This is a genomic window from Bacillus sp. FSL W8-1143 (genome assembly GCF_037965155.1).
Classification (GTDB): Bacteria; Bacillota; Bacilli; order Bacillales; family Bacillaceae; genus Bacillus; species Bacillus pumilus.
The window spans coordinates 37,563-56,646 of sequence record NZ_CP150182.1 but is presented as its reverse complement, the minus strand read 5'-3'; the positions used below and the strand labels follow the sequence as shown (position 1 = coordinate 56,646).

General features: G+C 41.0%; 23 protein-coding genes and 1 rRNA gene. 1 reads left to right on the top strand and 23 read right to left on the bottom strand.

The window, feature by feature from the left end:
* Positions 1-40: 40 nt before the first annotated feature.
* The 9 genes from ispE to metG all read right to left on the bottom strand — a co-directional run bounded on the left by ispE (position 41) and on the right by metG (position 8,782).
* The gene (ispE, locus tag NSQ36_RS00300) at positions 41-910 is read right to left on the bottom strand and encodes a 4-(cytidine 5'-diphospho)-2-C-methyl-D-erythritol kinase (RefSeq protein ID WP_034620899.1); all 870 of its coding nucleotides are present in this window, start codon (positions 908-910) and stop codon (positions 41-43) included.
* 146 nt (positions 911-1,056) lie between these two features.
* A complete protein-coding gene (locus NSQ36_RS00295; RefSeq protein WP_012008653.1) occupies positions 1,057-1,242 on the bottom strand; it encodes a small, acid-soluble spore protein, alpha/beta type in 186 nt (61 codons plus the stop codon).
* A 163-nt stretch (positions 1,243-1,405) separates the two neighbouring features.
* Positions 1,406-1,663 carry a Veg family protein gene (locus NSQ36_RS00290; RefSeq protein ID WP_003217979.1) on the bottom strand — a complete coding sequence of 86 codons (258 nt, stop codon included), beginning with the start codon at positions 1,661-1,663 and terminating at the stop codon, positions 1,406-1,408.
* Positions 1,664-1,876: 213 nt separating this feature from the next.
* Positions 1,877-2,761: a sporulation peptidase YabG gene (gene yabG / locus NSQ36_RS00285; RefSeq protein WP_034620903.1), complete on the bottom strand. Its 885-nt coding sequence runs from the start codon at positions 2,759-2,761 to the stop codon at positions 1,877-1,879.
* 132 nt (positions 2,762-2,893) lie between these two features.
* Complete coding sequence (gene rsmA / locus NSQ36_RS00280) at positions 2,894-3,772, bottom strand: 16S rRNA (adenine(1518)-N(6)/adenine(1519)-N(6))-dimethyltransferase RsmA (RefSeq protein WP_003217929.1); 879 nt, start codon at positions 3,770-3,772, stop codon at positions 2,894-2,896.
* Entirely contained in the window at positions 3,765-4,325 is a 561-nt protein-coding gene (gene rnmV / locus NSQ36_RS00275) for a ribonuclease M5 (RefSeq protein WP_012008650.1), read from the bottom strand. The genes rsmA and rnmV overlap by 8 nt, the downstream gene beginning before the upstream one ends.
* A 160-nt stretch (positions 4,326-4,485) precedes the next feature.
* Positions 4,486-5,688, bottom strand: a complete 1,203-nt coding sequence (locus NSQ36_RS00270) for a G5 and 3D domain-containing protein (RefSeq protein WP_253621935.1) — start codon at positions 5,686-5,688, stop codon at positions 4,486-4,488.
* Between the two features lie 244 nt (positions 5,689-5,932).
* On the bottom strand, positions 5,933-6,700 hold the full coding sequence (locus NSQ36_RS00265) for a TatD family hydrolase (RefSeq protein WP_050945797.1): 768 nt from the start codon (positions 6,698-6,700) through the stop codon (positions 5,933-5,935).
* An 81-nt stretch (positions 6,701-6,781) separates the two neighbouring features.
* A complete protein-coding gene (gene metG, locus NSQ36_RS00260) occupies positions 6,782-8,782 on the bottom strand; it encodes a methionine--tRNA ligase (protein ID WP_065097666.1) in 2,001 nt (666 codons plus the stop codon).
* 520 nt (positions 8,783-9,302) lie between these two features.
* Between metG and NSQ36_RS00255 the strand changes: the two genes are divergently transcribed.
* Positions 9,303-9,593 carry an AbrB/MazE/SpoVT family DNA-binding domain-containing protein gene (locus NSQ36_RS00255; protein ID WP_087975202.1) on the top strand — a complete coding sequence of 97 codons (291 nt, stop codon included), beginning with the start codon at positions 9,303-9,305 and terminating at the stop codon, positions 9,591-9,593.
* Positions 9,594-9,638: 45 nt separating this feature from the next.
* Here NSQ36_RS00255 and rsmI read toward each other — a convergent pair whose 3' ends face one another.
* The 14 genes from rsmI to rrf all read right to left on the bottom strand — a co-directional run bounded on the left by rsmI (position 9,639) and on the right by rrf (position 19,059).
* A complete protein-coding gene (rsmI, locus tag NSQ36_RS00250) occupies positions 9,639-10,517 on the bottom strand; it encodes a 16S rRNA (cytidine(1402)-2'-O)-methyltransferase (RefSeq protein WP_106033207.1) in 879 nt (292 codons plus the stop codon).
* On the bottom strand, positions 10,495-10,791 hold the full coding sequence (locus NSQ36_RS00245) for a GIY-YIG nuclease family protein (RefSeq protein WP_003217970.1): 297 nt from the start codon (positions 10,789-10,791) through the stop codon (positions 10,495-10,497). Before NSQ36_RS00245 ends, rsmI begins: the two co-directional genes overlap by 23 nt.
* Positions 10,778-11,521 carry a tRNA1(Val) (adenine(37)-N6)-methyltransferase gene (locus tag NSQ36_RS00240; RefSeq protein WP_339206479.1) on the bottom strand — a complete coding sequence of 248 codons (744 nt, stop codon included), beginning with the start codon at positions 11,519-11,521 and terminating at the stop codon, positions 10,778-10,780. The genes NSQ36_RS00245 and NSQ36_RS00240 overlap by 14 nt, the downstream gene beginning before the upstream one ends.
* A 55-nt stretch (positions 11,522-11,576) precedes the next feature.
* Entirely contained in the window at positions 11,577-11,930 is a 354-nt protein-coding gene (gene yabA / locus NSQ36_RS00235; protein ID WP_003217957.1) for a DNA replication initiation control protein YabA, read from the bottom strand.
* Between the two features lie 14 nt (positions 11,931-11,944).
* On the bottom strand, positions 11,945-12,772 hold the full coding sequence (locus NSQ36_RS00230; RefSeq protein WP_003217932.1) for a stage 0 sporulation family protein: 828 nt from the start codon (positions 12,770-12,772) through the stop codon (positions 11,945-11,947).
* 2 nt (positions 12,773-12,774) lie between these two features.
* Positions 12,775-13,764, bottom strand: a complete 990-nt coding sequence (holB, locus tag NSQ36_RS00225; protein WP_050945801.1) for a DNA polymerase III subunit delta' — start codon at positions 13,762-13,764, stop codon at positions 12,775-12,777.
* 11 nt (positions 13,765-13,775) lie between these two features.
* Positions 13,776-14,216 carry a DUF327 family protein gene (locus NSQ36_RS00220; RefSeq protein WP_003217911.1) on the bottom strand — a complete coding sequence of 147 codons (441 nt, stop codon included), beginning with the start codon at positions 14,214-14,216 and terminating at the stop codon, positions 13,776-13,778.
* 12 nt (positions 14,217-14,228) lie between these two features.
* Positions 14,229-14,558 carry a cyclic-di-AMP receptor gene (locus NSQ36_RS00215; RefSeq protein WP_012008640.1) on the bottom strand — a complete coding sequence of 110 codons (330 nt, stop codon included), beginning with the start codon at positions 14,556-14,558 and terminating at the stop codon, positions 14,229-14,231.
* Between the two features lie 79 nt (positions 14,559-14,637).
* Positions 14,638-15,276, bottom strand: a complete 639-nt coding sequence (gene tmk, locus NSQ36_RS00210; protein WP_003217977.1) for a dTMP kinase — start codon at positions 15,274-15,276, stop codon at positions 14,638-14,640.
* Positions 15,273-16,682, bottom strand: coding sequence for an aminotransferase class I/II-fold pyridoxal phosphate-dependent enzyme (locus NSQ36_RS00205; protein WP_212046566.1), 1,410 nt, complete (start codon positions 16,680-16,682; stop codon positions 15,273-15,275). The genes tmk and NSQ36_RS00205 overlap by 4 nt, the downstream gene beginning before the upstream one ends.
* Before the next feature lie 77 nt (positions 16,683-16,759).
* Positions 16,760-17,818 (bottom strand): toxic anion resistance protein, encoded by a 1,059-nt coding sequence (locus tag NSQ36_RS00200; RefSeq protein ID WP_339206476.1) that lies wholly within the window; start codon positions 17,816-17,818, stop codon positions 16,760-16,762.
* A 19-nt stretch (positions 17,819-17,837) separates the two neighbouring features.
* Complete coding sequence (locus NSQ36_RS00195; protein WP_050945806.1) at positions 17,838-18,452, bottom strand: 5-bromo-4-chloroindolyl phosphate hydrolysis family protein; 615 nt, start codon at positions 18,450-18,452, stop codon at positions 17,838-17,840.
* A gap of 128 nt (positions 18,453-18,580) precedes the next feature.
* Positions 18,581-18,772, bottom strand: a complete 192-nt coding sequence (locus NSQ36_RS00190; RefSeq protein WP_003217973.1) for a sigma factor G inhibitor Gin — start codon at positions 18,770-18,772, stop codon at positions 18,581-18,583.
* Between the two features lie 171 nt (positions 18,773-18,943).
* Positions 18,944-19,059: ribosomal RNA gene (gene rrf / locus NSQ36_RS00185) — 5S ribosomal RNA — on the bottom strand.
* Between the last annotated feature and the right edge of the window lie 25 nt (positions 19,060-19,084).

Here is a 19,084-nt window from a genome sequence, read left to right as displayed (position 1 = left end):
ACCCGAATAATTTATGATAAATATAACTTAATATACGGATTTAATCAAGGGCATTTTGTTCGCCGATCATGCGGACAGCGTATACTTGATCACAAAACCCTCTCAGTCCGTTATATATTCTTTGTACCTTCGATTCATATTGAATCAAGCCAAATACTGTAGGGCCGCTTCCACTCATTAAAACAGCGTCAGCACCGAAACGCTTCATCTGTCTTTTGATCATATCTACTTCTGGATACATCTTTAATGTCACAGACTCTAGAACATTTCCGAGTGAGCCGCACATCTCTTTATAATCTTTCGCTTCAATCGCTTCAATCATACGCTTTACATTCGGGTGTTCTACTTTGCTTGCGTCATATTGTCTATAGACTTCAGCTGTAGATACCCCAATCACCGGCTTCGCTAAAATCACCCAGCAATGCGGCGGTGTTGCAATATGCTGCAGCTTTTCTCCACGTCCTGTCGCTAGTGCTGTGCCTCCGTGTACACAAAAGGACACATCTGAGCCGATCTCCGCTCCAAGCTCAGCTAGTTCATCTAACGTGAGGTTCAGCTTCCACAAACGATTTAAGCCGCGAAGTGCTGCTGCTGCATCACTGCTGCCTCCAGCTAACCCTGCTGCGACTGGAATTGTTTTTGTGATGACAATGGATACACCTTTTTGAATACCGAACCTTGTTTTAAGTAATTTAGCCGCCTGATAAGCCAAATTACGCTGATCATCTGGCACGAATCGATTATGAGATGATACACGGATTTCATCCTTGTCCAGCTCCGTCAGCTCAAGTCGATCTGCAAGGTCTATTGTTGTCATCACCATCTCCACTTCGTGATATCCATCCGGTCTTTTTCCATGAACATCAAGTGAGAGATTAATTTTCGCCGGTGCTTTTTCTAAAATACGCAAACATTTCACCTACTTCTCCATCTAAACATAAGTATCAATATTGTATCACATTTGATCGATCTGATGAATATAGGCTTTTACGCTGAGCACACTGACTTTTTCATCAAAAAAAGCCAGAGACACCCGAGGTATCCCTGACCGTTTTTCTATCGTTGATTCTCATCCTGAGCCATGTGCTGTTGAGCTAATTCAATGGCACGTTTGACCATATTACCTGCGTCACGCGCACGAATCTCTCCCCAGCCTCCATTTTTGACGGTATCATAAAATCCAAGATCCTTCGCCAGCTCGTATTTGAACTCATCTGACATAATGCCTCGGCGTCTACCCAAACGAAACAGCCCCTTTAGTCGAGAATTCGAATCAGTGCCACCGCTTGTGTGGCTTTCTTATTTTGTATCGAATCCTTTCTTTTACCCCTTTCAAAAAATGGACAGACTCCCATTCAGAAAAAAAGGCAAAACAAAAAGCAGTAAACAAAAAGTTCACTGCCCATTAATAGGCGACTGAGCTAGCGGTATCATCGAACGTTAATTCGACCGTCTCAGTCAGTATATCTGCATAACTATAAGAAACTCTTTCAAACGAATTCTCATCTTGATCTAATTGAATCACAAATACAGAAGGGTACGTTTCAGCTAAAATGCCCGAACGCTCAATTGTTTTACGGCGGCCCCCGTTAGCCTTTAACGTCAAACGTTTACCTAAGTTACCATCAAGCGATCTTTTGATGTCGGACAAAGTCTTCGCCATTGCATCCACCTCACTGAGATAATTATACAACAACGGCCCGTTTTTGTCAAATAAAAATTAAATTATATCAACGAACACGAGCCATTGTCAACAAAATAATTTTGACAAACTTCTACCTTTTCTCCTCCCTATTTTTCTCAATTTCCGGTGAATTATGTATCCTTTTGCAATTTCTTTTTGAACATAAAAAAAACCAGACTGAAATCAGTCGGGTTATGTCGATTCATGATCTCTTTTATATGGCATACCTACCCTTAGAACACCCTTCGTCTCGATGCCTCCGAGCCCTTTTTCTCTTGTTAATGTATTTCGGAGCACATCCCACACGTTGATTCGATCTACAAATGGAGTAAAGCTGATCTTCGCAACGATATAGACGGGGTCGAGCGCATGGATATTCACACGGGAAGGCGAGCTCGCAAAATTGGCACCTGCTTGGATCAATGATTCGAAATGAGATTGACAGGCACCAGCAAAGATCACAAGCTGATCTAAATGAGGGATTTTCCGTCTGGCTTTTTGAACCGTTTCAACGAAATGCCGAGAATGACGATATGCACTGATATCATGTACGCCGCCCTTTTGCTTGGAATACGCATCATGTCCTGTGATAACCAATATATCTGGCCGATATTGATCAATTAACGAGTCAATCATGCTTGGCATTTTCTTCTCATGGCAATGCACCCCATACACAGGTACACCAATTCGTTCATATACATCTAAGCATTTCTTTAAGTATGAAGCATCTCCATCTAAATGAAGGACCTTTCCAGGCATGTGAAAATACTGCTCCTGATGCTGATATTGTCCAGAAGTATAATACTCTTGTTTTTCCCGCAGCAGCTGATAATCCTGTCTTAGTAAATCGAGCGATTCATTGATTTTTCTTTCGTCATTTTTCTCTCTAGTCAGCTGTTCCTCTTTTTGAACCTTGACGAGATCTGACAACTTGGCATCAGCAATCAGCCTCACTTCATTCCCATGCAATATGGCGGTGGCTTCGTGCTGATCGGTCTCATCAATTCGAATAATTCGAAACAAAATATCCATTTGATAGGATGCCCTTGTCACCATATCTCCTATTTGAAATTGCATGCTTTTCACTCCACAATCAGGCTCATATCCTGTTGGTATCGTCTTGCGCTAAATATGTTCGCTTTCATGGTGCTGTTCTTTCTAGCCTATGCCCGAACAAACGAAGTGGTGAAAAACAAAAGAAAAAAGCCCTTAAGACAGGGCTTTTTGTAAAACATTCGCCAAACGGGCAAATTCCTCAATGGATAATGACTCGCCGCGGCGCTTTCCATCAATGTCTGCTGTTTGAAGTGCTTCTTCAATGATCACTTTATGTTGCTTTCCATCAGGTAAGTTGTTCATGAGATTATTCATCAATGTTTTTCGGCGCTGACCAAAGCTCGCACGGATCAATTGAAAGAAAAACTCATCATTTTCTACTGAGACAGCAGGCGTTTCACGAACGGTCAGCTTGATTACAGCCGAATCGACATTTGGCTGTGGAACGAAAACCGTTTTAGGCACAACCATCACCGTTTTCGCTTCCGTATAGTATTGAACTGCGATAGACAGCGAATTGTATTCCTTTGATGAAGGGACAGCGGCCATACGATCTGCTACTTCTTTTTGCAGCATGACTACAATCCCTTTCAATGGAAGGTTTTCTTCAAGCAGCTTCATAATAATCGGTGTCGTCACGTAATACGGAAGGTTGGCGACAACCATCACTTCTTTACAGTCAGCAAAGTTTTCCTCGATGACCTTTCCCACATCTGCCTTTAATACGTCTTGATGAATGATCGTAACATTATCATATGGAGAAAGTGTATCGTTTAAAATGGGCAATAACCGCTGATCGATTTCAAACGCGGTGACTTTCTTTGCACGCTTAGCGAGCTGCTCGGTCAATGCACCGATACCAGGCCCAATCTCAATCACGCCGGTCTCATCCGTCACCTCTGCGTGATCGACAATACGATCGAGTATATTTGTATCAATTAAAAAGTTCTGCCCTAAGCTCTTTTTAAAAGAGAAACCGTATTTCTTCAGTATTTCCTTCGTTCTGATGGGTGTCGCTATATCTTTATTCATCGGCTTCCTCCTGCATGACGGTCTTTAAGGCCGCAATAAAATCATGTTTGGTTATTTGGAACATGTGAAGGCGCTTATGCAGCTGCTTCGCATTGGTATATCCTATATTTAATAGCACACCTAGTCGTTCTCGGCGGCGTTTCGATGATTCGCCTCCGATTAGGCCTGCGTCAAATAAGTCATCTAATGTAATGTCACTTTCCGTTACTTCCATTTCCTCATGGACATGGGCAAGGCATTCCCGAATACTGTCCAAGGAAGCATGCTCGACACCAATTCCTTTGTCCCGCTTCGCCTTCGCAAGATGTTTTGGCAAAAATGCGTGCTTACAGCCAGGAACCGCTTCTGCGATGGTTTTCCGGATCTTCTCCCCAGGGAAATCAGGATCAGTTAAAATAATGACCCCTCTCGTTTCCTGAGCAAGACGCACTTGTTGAATAACTGTATCGCCAATGGCTGATCCGTTTGTTTCGATCGTATCTGCATCAACTGCCATCTTCACTCTCGCAGTGTCGTCACGACCTTCCACCACAATGATTTCTTTGATTTTCATGTATTCCTCCGCTTGCAAAAACAATAAACAATTTTTGGTTAAAAAATGAAACCTTTCTTGCTGTTTTTGCGTCTAATTAATTAGAAAACAGTGCTTCTATTATAACCAAAAAAACAGAGGGTGCGCAAAGCCCTCTGTTCATATAAATGATTTGATGTGTTTATTTGAGTACTCTAATTTTCACTCGTTTATTTCCCCATTGATAAGCTGCCGACTTATTTGGGACGAACACATCAATTTTATTCCCTTTTATAGCAGATCCAGTGTCTGATGCAACGGCATATCCATAGCCTTCCACATACACTTTAGAGCCTAGCGGAATGACACTCGGATCAACTGCTATGACCTTTGCACCTGGATTTGATTTTAAATTATAGCCAGTTGACGTTCTGCCCGTACATCCAGCACAGCTCGCTGTATAGGCTGTCGACGTCACATAAAATTCTTTTCCTGACGATTCATTGCTTCTTGAAACGGCAGGTGTCGCTTTAGGCTCTTTTTGGGACTCTTGTGTACCAATGGCCACTAAACGATCCTTGCTATCTTTTTCAGTCACTTCTTTAATCAATTCTTTAGACACCACTTTGCCGTTTTCTTTCACAATGGCATAGTGCTTCTTCAATTTACCTTCTTCACCTTTTTTAAGCACCTTCTCTTTTCCTTTTTCAAGAGAACGATCCTTTTTATGTTTGGTATCAAAAGCAATTTTCTCTTCCACTACATCGGTGACTTTTTCCACCCGAGTGATCTGGATATCTGCGCTTTTATTAGAAATGTGACTATGTAACGCAGGTTTGATCTTATCGTGCTTCTTGAGCTTCAGCTCTTGTTGCTTTAAAAAGTCAGCGACCGTAGTCGAAGTGGTCCACACTTTTTTCTCTTTTCCTCCATCATTTACGCTGACCTGGAAGGCCTGCTGAACCACAAGATCCATATCCTTTTTAATCTTGTTATTCTTTCCTGGAGTTACTTGATCGTGCTTCCCAATATCTATCTTCTCATTCTTCAATAATGCTCCAACCGTCTGATCTGTTGTCCATATCGTTTTCTCTTTCCCATCTAGGGTCAGATGAACCGGTATAGCCGCATCATACACAATGTTCATGTTGTCTTCAATCTCTGTATTTAGACTTGGAGAGATATGATCCTCCGCCTTGGTCTTTATTCCAAGGTCTGAAAACAGCTGTGCTACTGTCTCTTCATGTGTACGAATTGTCTTCTCTTTACCATTGATTGAAATGGTAATAGACTGCTTAGTGAGCTCATGCGCACCGTAAGCCGTCCCAGTTCCAGCTAAAAGCAAGCAAACAACTAGTAATAAAACCTTGCCTTTTCCTAGCTTAACAGAAAACAGATTTTTCATTTTTTGTACGATGAAAAACGCCTCCTTCTCCTCGGAGAGATTATATAGAGTATCTCAAAACCTGTCAACCCTTCCACCCACTGTACAAAAATGCTCGATTGTAACCCTATTATGGGAGATTAATGGAAGGAAGGGAAGAAAGACTTATCGACAACTTATCCTATGAAGAGGCGTAAACGTGTAGAACATTTTCGTTATGTTTCACAAATGGACAAGCTTAAACAAGGATTGACATCATATACTGTCAGTTTATACCGAAAACTTTTTTCGCATTTTTTGTGGTCAATTCAGCAAGCTCTTCAAAGCTTATTTCTCGTAACTCCGCAATTTGTTCTGCGATATATTTCACATAACTTGGCTCGTTGCGTTTTCCTCTAAATGGCGCTGGTGTTAAGTATGGGCAGTCTGTTTCAATCAAAAGTCGGTCACTTGGTATGTCTTTGACAACTTCCTTCGGTTTTTTGGCATTTTTAAATGTCACGGGTCCACCGAATGAAATATAAAAGTTCATATCCATACACGCTTTTGCGATTTCTAGGCTGCCAGTAAAGCAATGCATAATCCCTCCAACTTCAGCCGCTCCCTCTTCCTTTAAGATCGTCACGACATCTTCCGTTGCGTCACGATTATGAATAATGATCGGAAGATTCACTTCCTTCGCAAGAGCAATTTGACGTCTAAAGACTTCTTTTTGCACATCTTTTGGCGACTTGTCCCAATAGTAATCGAGACCCATTTCTCCAATTGCAACGACTTTTTCATGTTGAGATAATTCTTTGATCCACAGCAAATCCTCATCTGTCATATCGATGGCGTCGACTGGGTGCCAGCCAATGGCTGCATAGATGAAATCATACTCTTCAATTAATTCCATTGCTCTCGTAATTGTCGGGCGGTCAAACCCTACCACTACGATTTTTTCGACTTTTTCACTCTTCGCTCTTTCGATCACCTGCTCTAAGTCTTCATTATATTGTTCCGCATTTAAGTGGGCATGTGTATCAAATAACATCGTTGATTGCTCCTTTCGACAATTCTTCTAAAAAACAAAAGGTGTTCGACGAAATGTTACACGTGGAACACCTTTGTTGATTTATAAAATTTTTGTTCCATTTGCTAGAGATTGATCCACTTCAAGAACCTGCAATTTCCCGCTAGTTTCTCCAGTTAAAATCATTCCCTGGGAAATTTCCCCTCTGAGTTTAACTGGTGTGAGATTTGCTACACAGACGAGCTTCTTCCCTACTAATTCCTCAGGTTGATAATGCTTGGCTATCCCTGAAACAATTTGTCTCTTTTCAAATCCAAAATCAAGCTGCAGCTTTAAGAGACGATCTGCTTTTTTCACTGGGGCTGCTTCCAGTACCTGTGCGACTCGAAGATCAACTTTTGAGAAATCATCAAAAGCAATTTCTGCTCCTAGCTCAGGTAATTCTGTTTCTTCTATTTCTACTTTCTCTTCTTCTACCTTTGGTGCACTTCCCTGCATTTTCTCTTTAATATATGCTACTTCTTCTTCAACCTCTAAACGCGGGAACAAAGGTTCGCCTTTTTGTACCGTCGCTTGTTGAATCGCACCGAAAGATAGAATGCTATCCCAGCTTTTAAGCTTCTCTTCTTCAATGCCAAGCTGGAAGAAAATTTTCTCAGGTGTTTTCGTTAGGAAAGGCGTTAAGAGCACTGCTGTGATGCGGAGTGATTCTGCTAAATGATACATGACAGAATGCAGCTCTTTTCGTTTTGTTTCATCCTTTGCCAGCACCCAAGGAGCTGTCTGGTCAATATATTTATTGGTTCTGCTGATTAATGTCCAAACATTTGAAAGAGCCACAGAGAATTCAAGGTTTTCCATCGCTTCTTCATAGGCTTTGACTGTTTGCTCAGCTACTGCTTTAAGCTCCTCATCAAACTCATTAACTGGACCCTTATAGCTGCTTAATGTACCGTCAAAATATTTTTGAACCATCGCAACTGTACGGTTAAGCAAGTTACCTAAGTCATTGGCAAGGTCATAGTTTACACGTTCCACGAATCCTTCTGGTGTAAACACACCATCCGCACCAAATGGTACTTCACGAAGGAGGTAATAACGAAGGGCATCAAGACCGTAGCGATCTATTAATGTGACCGGATCTACTACGTTCCCTTTTGATTTAGACATCTTACCATCTTTCATCAACAGCCAGCCGTGTGCGAAAATTTGTTTCGGCAGCGGCAGATCGAGTGCCATCAGCATAATTGGCCAATAAATCGTATGAAAACGAACAATTTCTTTCCCTACGAGGTGCACGTTGGCAGGCCAATATTTTTTATATTTTTCATCCTGATCAGTACCGTAACCAATCGCAGTTAAATAGTTGAACAACGCATCAATCCATACATAGATGACGTGCTTTGGATTGTTTGGAACTTTAATTCCCCAGTCAAAGGTTGTTCTTGATACAGCTAGATCCTCTAAACCTGGTTTGATGAAGTTATTGATCATTTCATTCTTTCTTGATTCAGGCTGAATGAACGTTGGATTCTTTTCGTAATAGTCTAGTAAACGATCCGCATACTTACTCATACGGAAGAAATATGATTCCTCTTTAATTAATTCGACAGGATGTCCGCTGTCAGGGCTTTTCCCGCCAGTGACTTCTCCTTTTTCATTCCGCTCAACATCCACAAGCTGTGTTTCCGTATAGAATGTCTCATCAGGAATACTGTACCAGCCTTCATATTGGTCTAAATAAATATCGCCTTGATCAAGCAGCTTTTGAAATACTTGCTCAATGATTTTCGTATGTCTTTTTTCTGTTGTACGGATGAAATCATCATTGGAAATGTCGAGTTTCTTCCATAGTGATTGAATGTCTGCTACGACAGGATCTAAATATTCGATCGGTGTGATGTTTTGTTCTTCAGCTTTTTGCTGAATTTTTTGTCCGTGCTCATCTGTACCCGTTAAATACATCACATCATAGCCTTGAAGACGTTTATAACGAGCCATAGCATCCCCTGCTACTGTCGTATAAGCATGTCCAATATGTAATTTTCCGCTCGGATAGTAAATAGGTGTTGTCAGATAGAACGTTTTTTTCTTTTCCGGCATGTTGGAACCTCCTGCGTGTGTGTAAATGTCAAAAACTCCCGCCCAATGGACGAGAGCGGTTATCATCATTACATGAAAATGTGTTAGATCCATTTATTAAATTTTGCACTTGTGCTTTCTCTATGATACCATCTTAGCCTTTAAGATCAAGCATATATACATAGAACAAGATGAAATGATCGAAAAAGATGAGTTTTTCGAAAAAAACGACAAACCTGTCGACATTTTGTCGAATATTGTCGTATGAAATCTATCTCCAGATTTACAATTGTCTAATTTAGGGCAAAAGTCTTGTTAATCTGAACTCGTCATTTCTCATATTTTCATAGAAAAAACCCGCAAAATCCTTATAAATCAGTAGTTTCAAGGTCTTTTGACTTTAAGAGTCATATTTTACAAACAATAGTAAACAAAATGATTGACGATTTATGGAAACCTTGTTATGCTATGAATGTAAGGAATTTGTCGAATAATGACGAAGATAATATTATATTAAGAATAAGAACTCTTTGGGAGGAGAATGAAGATGAAATCTACAGGTATTGTACGTAAAGTTGACGAATTAGGGCGCGTGGTGATTCCAATCGAACTTCGCCGTACTCTAGGAATCGCTGAAAAAGACGCTTTGGAAATTTATGTTGATGATGAAAAAATTATCCTAAAAAAATATAAACCAAACATGACTTGCCAAGTTACAGGTGAAGTATCAGACGATAACCTTAAACTTGCTAATGGTAAATTAGTTCTTAGCCGTGAAGGTGCAGAGCAAATCATTAACGAAATTCAAAACCAACTTCAATCACAAAAATAAGTTTGATATAAAAAAGGTTCTTGCACCGTTTGCAAGAACCTTTCTTTATTGTTCAATATGATAGGCATCGTATATGGTGCGCTTTGGTACACCGCGTTCGACGGCTGCATGTTTAATGGCTTCCTTCGACGTTAATCCTTCCCCTATGTAATGGATTACGTGTTCCTTTTCAGATAAGGACTTCCACCAGACATCTTCATTTAGCTCTTCTTCATCTTGATCGTTACCTTGTACGACAAGACAGAATTCACCTCGGATTTGATTCTCTACCGCCCATGTCAGCACAGACTCTAAATCTCCACGAATAAACTCTTCAAATTTTTTCGTTAGTTCTCTCGTAATGGCGATATTCCGGTTGCCCCATACTTCCTTCATCAAAGTCAGCGTTTCTTTTAACCGATGAGGCGCTTCATAGAAAATGATTGTTTCTTGACGCTTCTTCAATGCTTCGAGCTGTTTTTTCTTTTCCTTTTTTTGTCGGTCGAGAAATCCATAAAAGAAAAATGGCTGCGGCGTGATCCCTGAGGCAATGAGTGCTGTAAGTGCAGCATTTGCTCCAGGTAACGGAACGACATAACCGCCGATATTCGTAAAGTCACGGACCACTTCAGCACCTGGATCAGAGATCGTCGGTAAACCAGCATCACTCACGAGTGCGATGTTTTTTCCTTCTTTTAACCATTCGATCAACTTGTGACCGCTGCTGTCTTTGTTATGCTCATGATAACTCGTTAATGGCGTATCAATTTCATAGACATGACAAAGTTTTTTCGTTTGTCTTGTATCCTCTGCGGCAATATAGTCTACATCTTTTAATGTTTGTATGGCTCGAAACGTCATATCTTCTAAATTGCCAATTGGGGTTGGGACGAGATATAGAATGCCCATATCTGATTGACCATCAAAGCTTTTCTGTGTTTTCATGTGCCGCCTCCTTTTCAATACGCATTTCTTCTATATAAAGATCTTTCTTTTTCCGTGTCCACGTTTTGAAACGATATTCTTGCTGCATGGCTTCTCTTTTGGTTGCAAAACATTCATGATAATACAGCTCAACTGGCCGTCTTGCTCTTGTATACTTTGCTCCCTTTCCACTATTGTGGGTCGTCAGTCTTTTTTGTAAATCATTTGTATAACCTGCATATAGGCTGCCGTCTGCACATTTCAATACATAGAAATAATGATTATGCTTCTCCATACAGTATCGTCCTGATTTCCTCAGTATACTCTTGATCATCTCCATAAACAAAAAGAGGCGGGAGAATTTTCAGATCTGGTTTTCCATCTTTTATCCCCTCTACTAAGATGGTATTGGCTTCTTTCCCCTGTTTGGGATAAACAAATTGAATTCGTTTTGGCTCAATTCGGTACTTCTTCATCAATTCCACAATCTCAAGCAGCCGTCCCGGCCGATGAACCATCGCCAGTTTCCCTCCTTGCTTCAGCAGCGTGGAAGAAACACGAATGACATCTTCTAATGTACAATGGATTTCATGCCGAGCAATGGCCAAGTATTCATTCTCATTGATTTCTTCTTTAGAAGGTGTCTTAAAATATGGTGGATTACATGTGATGACATCTACTTTGTGATTGCCGTAGCGTGCTGGCATATCATTCAGATCGCCATGAATCAGTCCTATCTGCTTTTCAAGTTGATTATACGCCACACTTCTTTTTGCCATATCAAACAGCCGTTCTTGAATTTCGACCCCAGTAATGGAAGCCTTAGATCGAGTCGAAAGCAGCAATGGCACAATGCCATTTCCCGTGCAAAGATCAATGATCTCTCCTTTTTGGATGGGCACATACGCAAATTTTGCTAATAACACTGCGTCCAATGAAAAGGCGAAAACCGTTCTACTTTGAATAATTTTCATATCTTCGGCGAGCAAATAATCTAATCGTTCATCTTCTCTTAACGAAACCATGATGTATCCTTTCTTTTCCTGTGAAAAAGGCTTCCGATTCAGCGGAAGCCTTTTCTCATTTTTTATTTAAAAATGACAGACAGAACAAACAGTCTCCCTCTTTACGTATGCTTCCATAATGTACATTGCAAATATGGAAGCCCTCCTGATATAACCGAGCCAGGTTATCATGACCTTCTCCTATATCAGAATGACCTGGTTTCTGAGCAGAATCATTCTCTGTCTCAGACGATTTGTCCCGATCGGACTGATCCAGACGTTCACGCAAGTGCTGATTCTCCATCTGCAGCTGATGATTTTCTTCAATCACTTCACCGATATGATTTTTCAAATCACCTAACTGGCGATAAAGAGAACCAATTTGTTCTTCTAAATTGATCACCGTATCAAATAGTTCCTTTTTATCCAAGGTGGCACACCTCGTTACTCAGTTGTTTGTGCAGATACAACGCCTTCTTGTAATAATTCTTCCCAAGTATATTCTACCACTTTTTCTTGCCCGGTTAATTCAACTTGCAAAATTCGTTCTAAAATGTTGAGCCCTACTACCTTTGCAGAGCCACTAGATGTTTGAATCGTTTCACCGATATCCGGCAATTGTTCTTTCGCTGTTTCATACTCATCATTCTCATATTTCAAGCAGCACATCAAACGACCGCAAAGCCCTGAAATTTTTGTGGGATTTAGCGACAGGTTTTGATCTTTTGCCATCTTAATGGATACTGGTTCAAAGTCTCCTAAGAATGTCGAACAGCAAAGCATTCGCCCGCAAGGTCCTATGCCACCCAGCATTTTTGCCTCGTCTCTTACACCAATCTGGCGAAGTTCAATTCTCGTTTTGAAGATCGATGCAAGATCCTTCACTAGCTCACGGAAATCTACTCTGCCATCCGCTGTGAAGTAGAAAATGACCTTGTTTCGGTCAAATGTAAATTCAACATCAACCAGTTTCATTTCAAGACCGTGTTCACTTACCTTCTGAAGACATGTATCAAAGGCTGTCATCGCTGCTTCTTTGTTTTCCTCAACGATGAGTCGGTCTCGTTCGTCTGCTACACGAATCACCTTACGCAGAGGAAGAACGACATCGTGTTCATCTACTTTTTTATTAGCGATGACCACTTGTCCGTACTCAACTCCTCTGACCGTCTCTACAATGACACAACTATCATTTTCTATATGAAATCCATTAGGATCGAAATAATAGATTTTGCCCGCTTTTTTAAAGCGAACACCAATTACGTTGTACAAGCTTATCCCTCCTGCAACATCAACACCAATTGCTCCATCAGCCCTTGGGCATTCACGTTGGATTGAAGTCTCTTTTTCGCTTCTAATACAGCAAGGATCTGGTTCGTCACCATCTGCTGTGTGGAATGCAGCGCGTGCTGCTTCATTGTCTGGAATAAGTCTTGATAAATGACTTTATCTTCATTTCCTATTTGAATCGACAATACATCACGATATATAAATAAAAGCATATCCAGACCTGTTTCTTGAAGGTCTTTCTCTTTGAAAAAAGGCATCCATTGATCCTGTATATAAAAAAATGCATGTTCTTTTCGCTGGTGTAAGACTTCATACAATTTTATCACTTTCGCTCTAGACTCTGCAAACTGATCATTTCGACTTAATTCGAGTGCTTCTGCTAAATTGTTGGTTAAATTCGACAAAAGCCTTGCAAGATGCTGAGATACGCCTTCTTGTAATAGCTGCTGCTCCAAGGATTGTGGCTGCAGCGGCTGAAAGCTGAGCATCTGACATCTTGAAATAATCGTATCCAACATTTTATGCGATTGCTCAGTGATTAAAATTGCCATCGTTTCCCGGTTAGGCTCCTCTAGGAACTTTAATAAACTGTTCGCGGCATTAACCGTCATTTTGTCCGCATGAAGAATGATATACATTTTTCGGTGAGATTCCACACCTGCTTTTGTAAATTCCTCTTGCAATGCCTGTACTTGCGCTTTCTTAATTGATTGACCATCAGGCTGCACGAGATGTAAATCGGGATGGTTACCTGACTCAATCCTCTTGCAGTTTTGACAGGATTCACACGGTTTCACTCCTGATTCCAAGCAAAAAAAACTCTTAGCCAAAAGCATCGCAGCTTCCCGCTTACCAGTACCCTTTTTTCCTTCAAATAAGTAGGCATGCGCAAGTCGATCTTTATCAATACTATTAAAAATCAGCCGCATGACGCGCGGCTGCAACTCATTCATGTCATCCCAGCTAATTGCCATGTTATCACTCTCTATGTGTAAAGGTTAATCAATAAACCTTTTATTTCTCCAATACGTTCAAGCAAATCAATAGATGGCTTCTCTTGGTCCATCATATCCTCTGTTAATTCAATCAGCTTTTCATCTAATGCTTTGACTAAAGCGAGTGTACGCGTGTTGCCATAAATGTCAAAGCTTCTTGATGTTTCTATATTTAATCCATTATCGACTGTCTCTTTCACAAAGCGCTTCACAAGACCTTTAAACCTAGCCAAGTCCTTTAAGTTTCGTGACTTTGTCAGCTTTTTACCGAACACTTCGATATCACTCAGCATAACCGTCAGCTGCTCTAAGCGCATTTTGCCGCTTTGCGTCTCCATCGATGCTTTAAAAGAGGCAGATGTGTGGCTTCCTTTCATGCCTTGGAGTTCACGCTTTTCTAAAAGCAGCCGCATATCTTGATTAATTTTCACAGCAACCCATCCTTAGAATTGATGAAATTGTTCAACTGGCAGAATAAAGACAGTAGCTCCACCAACTTCAACCTCAACAGGGTATGGTACATATGAATCTGCGTTACCACCCATTGGAGATACAGGTGCAATCATTTGATCACGTTTACGGCAATTTTCTTTTATAAGCTGTAACGCTTTATCCACTCGGACATCATCACAACCAATGATAAAAGTCGTATTCCCAGACTTTAAAAACCCACCAGTTGAAGCTAATTTTGTCACGCCGAATTGATGTTCAGTCAATATTTTCAACAACTTGCTGCTATCTTGGTCCTGTACAACGGCAACAATTAATTTCATTTGATTGGCCTCCTTTGTTTTAGGCACAGGTGACATGCCGATGTCTTCCTCTATATTATAACAACGATTGGGAATGAGGTCATTTTTGATTTTTCTTTAATGTGTCCTGAATCACTCGAAGTACTTCTTCATAGACATCTTGCATCGGCTGAGAAGCATCCACTACATGGAATCGTTCTGGTGATTGCGCAATAAGTAGTTCATAGCCTTCTCTGACCAACTGGTGGAAATTCAGCGTCTCCATGTCTAATCGATTCTTTTCTCTTCCTTGATTGGCGTGAATTCGCTTTAGCCCTTCCTCAGGTGTAATAGAAAAGTAAATCGTCATTTGCGGCATCGTGCCATCAATAGCAAAGTCGTTAATTGATCTGACTTGGTCAATTCCAAGCCCTCTCGCATAACCTTGATAAGCAAGAGAGCTATCAACAAAACGATCACACAAGACTGTCTCTCCGCGCTGCAATGCCGGTTCTACCTTTTCAGCCAAATGCTGCCTTCTTGCTGCTGCATACAGCAATGCCTCTGTTTTCGCATCCATTTTTGTATTTTTTTCATTTAAAATGACTTCACGGATCTGCTCAGCAATGTCAATGCCGCCCGGCTCGCGTGTCGCCATCACTGCATATCCTTGACGTTCCATTTCTTCGTACACTTTTCGTATCACTGTCGTTTTTCCGGCACCCTCTGGCCCTTCAAACGTAATAAACATACCACTCATAGTGTCTCCTCTTCTATATAAACATATAATTTTCTCTGATGAATGACCTGACTTGCTTGAATATGAACCTCGTGACCAAGCAAACGGCTTAACGCCTCAATTTGTTCTTTTTCAATACGCTCTCCCTTAATCATCAAAGGAATTCCAGGTGGATAGGGAATAATGGATTCTGCACTCATCCGGCCTGCTGCATGTTCAAATGGGACAGCCTCTATGTCTTGATTTTGTACATCAGTCTCAATAGATATCGTCTCATTTTGGATATGTTTTTTTCTTTTGAGCAATGAATCACTTTGCTTAAGAGCCTGCTCAATCCGCTTGAAAGGAACGTTCTGCCTCTTTTCTAAGCTAAGTACAAGTAAAACCTGATGTTCGTCCGCAAGCTCTGGATGAACATCCACTGATTCAAGCACCTGCTTTAGTTCGTAACCAGTCAGTCCTTTTGTTGATCGAATGACGCATTTTAAAGGATCGGAATGTAGCGAGTCAGGTTCAACCACTTCAAGATGGGTCAGACGGTTGAACTGATCTTTCAGCTCTGTCAGTTCTTTCATGATTACATCCAATGTCCCTTTTCCTTTGATCTCCTCGACATAAGCTCTTGCTACATCTAATGAGGCCATAATTGGATAAGAGGGCGAACTACTTTGAAGCATCGTGAGCAAGGTTTTCAAACGCTTCGCATCGATTCGGTCCCCTTGAAGATGAAGATAGGAACCCATCGTCATTGCCGGAAGGGTTTTATGTGCTGATTGTACCACCACGTCCGCTCCATAGGAAAGAGCAGATGGAGGAAAGGCACCGGCTAAGACAAAATGCGCACCATGTGCCTCATCAACCAAAACAACCATACCTGCTTCATGACACATGTGAATCAGCTTTGATAAATCAGCTGCGTGTCCGTAGTAGTTCGGATAAGTCAAAACGATTGCCCGGCAATGAGGATGTTTTGCTATGGCTTTTCTCACTGTATCATCCGTCACATGTGTTGGAACGTGCAAGTGTGCGTCTATCTCAGCGTCTATCAAAATAGGCGTTGCCCCTGCAAGCTCGATCGCATGAAAGACAGACTTATGGCAATTACGCTGGACAAAAATCTCGTCTCCCGTGCGGCATGCTGTCATCACCATCGCCAAATTTCCGACTGTTGTGCCATTCACAAGGAAGAAGCTTTGACCTGAACCATATAGCTTAGTCAATAAATGTTCTGCCTCTTGGATGACCCCAGTCGGGTGATGAAGATCATCTAGGCCTTCAAGCTCCGTCACATCCAATTGAAGGATTGAAGCATAGTGAGACCGTGCCTCATCAAAAAAGACATCTCCATTGTGATGTCCTGGAACGTGAAAAGAATAAGGCTTCTTTTCCGCATGCTGTGCTAATGCTGTATATAAAGGTGTTCTCAAACAAATCGACCCTTTTCACTTTAACGATATCTTAAGTCTATTATAACGTTCAAACAAGTGAACCGAAAGATGGTTTCTCATTCCTTTATTGGATTCGCCAACTGCTGCTCTGCCTCATACATACTGCTTTTCAATTGAGCTCGCTCTTGGCTTCCATGCTCTTTCACCTGTAATGTTTCCTGTAATGTTTCAGCTAATTGACGTTGAACCTTTTTCAACGTATCTATAGGGGCTAAAGATGCCTCTTCAAGAATCTGCCCCTGCTGTTTCGATACATTTTCATATGTTTTTTGGATTCGGTTCTCAAGAGCTGAATTGGCCCGCTGCTGAATATGTGTTAATGCAATCGACATTTGGTTGATCCATAGAGGAATAGATGCTGAAACAGTTGATTGAATGTGATTGGCCAATGTATGATTCGTATGCTGGATCATCCGAATTTGAGCATTACATTGCAATGCAATTTGCCGGCTTAACAGCAAATCATACTTTCGTTCCTTTAGTCTCTCCACATACTCTTCTTCATTGACTTCTTGACTCATCAATTGCTCCTCTAACGTCCGTTCAACAGAAAGTTGCGTTTCTGAAAGAGGCTGCTGCTCTAACGTTGTCATTTTCGCTTCAACCGCGGCAACCTGCATCGTCATCTCTTGAAAATAAGTTTGATTTTCTTCAAATAAACGCTCTAATAACATATGGTCCGAGATTAATACACCTCTTGCATAACGAAGCCTTGCTGACAATCTCTCGATCTGTGATTTTGCATGTTGAAATCGTGATATGATTTCCTGAATAGATCGCTTATCCCGTTGAAACCATTTCAAAAAAAAGCCCTGTTTCTTTGGCACTAAATCCTCAGGCTCCACTACTTGCAGCTGCTGCAAAAAGGCTTCAAGCACGTCTCCTATTTGATCGATATCTTTTTTCTCAACATATTTCATCATCTGTTGTGATTGTTCCAATAGTCGTTCCTGCACACGTGTACCATAGAAAAGGAGCTTTTGCGGATTTTCAGGGATCTGCTGAGCTCGCTGCACAGCTTCTTTTTTCTCTTCATCAGATAAGGTATCAAACACCCGAAACTGAAGATCTGTATTGGAGGCAAGTGATGTTGTGGCGCGATCTTCAGGTTTCATCGAGTTTGACTCCTTTCATCTATTTCTTCATCATTTTATCAGCTACTTCAAGCTCAATATGAAGAGCCTCTATATCTCTTCCTAACACTTGCTGCAAATCATTCGTCAATTGCTTTTGCAGCTCTGTCAATGTCACTCGGGTTTGGCTCAATGTCATTTCCAGCTCATGACTACGATTAGGCTGATTATACAAGAGTGCATATTTCTCAGTTAGTTCAACGACAGAATCCAAGCTTTCAAAATAAAAACGCTGTGCATCATAAAATCGATTAGGCTCTTTTTTTGTTATTGTATAGATTCGTCGTGCAAGCCGAAAAACTTCATAATTATGTTTGATCGTTTGTACGTTTTTCACAGCAAATAAAGCTTTTTTTAAACGCACAAGCTTTTGTCCTGCTTCTTTTAAATGCTGTTTGATATATACATAATCACTACGAGACAGTCCATGTTTCTTTAAAAACAATTGGAAAACAGTCCATCTGCTCCCCACAAACATCACGCCCCACCCAATCATCGCATACAGTATCGATAATCCAGCATGATGATGGAAAACCCCTATACTGACGGTTAAAATCACAAGCGAAAAAAAAGTAGAGAGGATGGCCCATATAAATGTATAAAAGATTGATTTCATGTTCATCGACTCCTATGAATAATCAGGCTCTCTGTTTATCTTATTATGAATTACGGATGATGTCCAAACTAAGTTCCAAAAAACAAGCCCAATCCTTCATAGCTCATAAAAAAAGACCATCTAGTGGTCTATGAATACAAAGGCGGCGTATGAAGATTTTTAAGCTTTCTCACATAATCGGAATAGCTAGGATCCGAGGTCGATGTAGAAATTAACTTTCGCTCACAGTCGCGGCACAAAAACTGATGATATAAATAAATTCCCTTTGTCTTTTTCTCTTCACAAATCAAACAAATCGCTTCTCGCTCTTTTTTGCTCATTGTGACACCTCCACTTATAGCTTCAGTATGCCCTAGCGCTTTCAATTGTATACAAAATTAAGAATGTTTCAGATGGTAGTTTAGTATATGTATCCATGTCAGATCGGGTGTTTGTTCCTTTTCTTAAAAAACAAAAAAGACCAGTTCCGTATGGAACTGACCCTTATACAAGCTTGGCGGCGTCCTACTCTCACAGGGGGAGACCCCCAACTACCATCGGCGCTGAAGAGCTTAACTTCCGTGTTCGGTATGGGAACGGGTGTGACCTCTTCGCTATCGCCACCAAACCTGATGGAGAGAATGTTCTCTCAA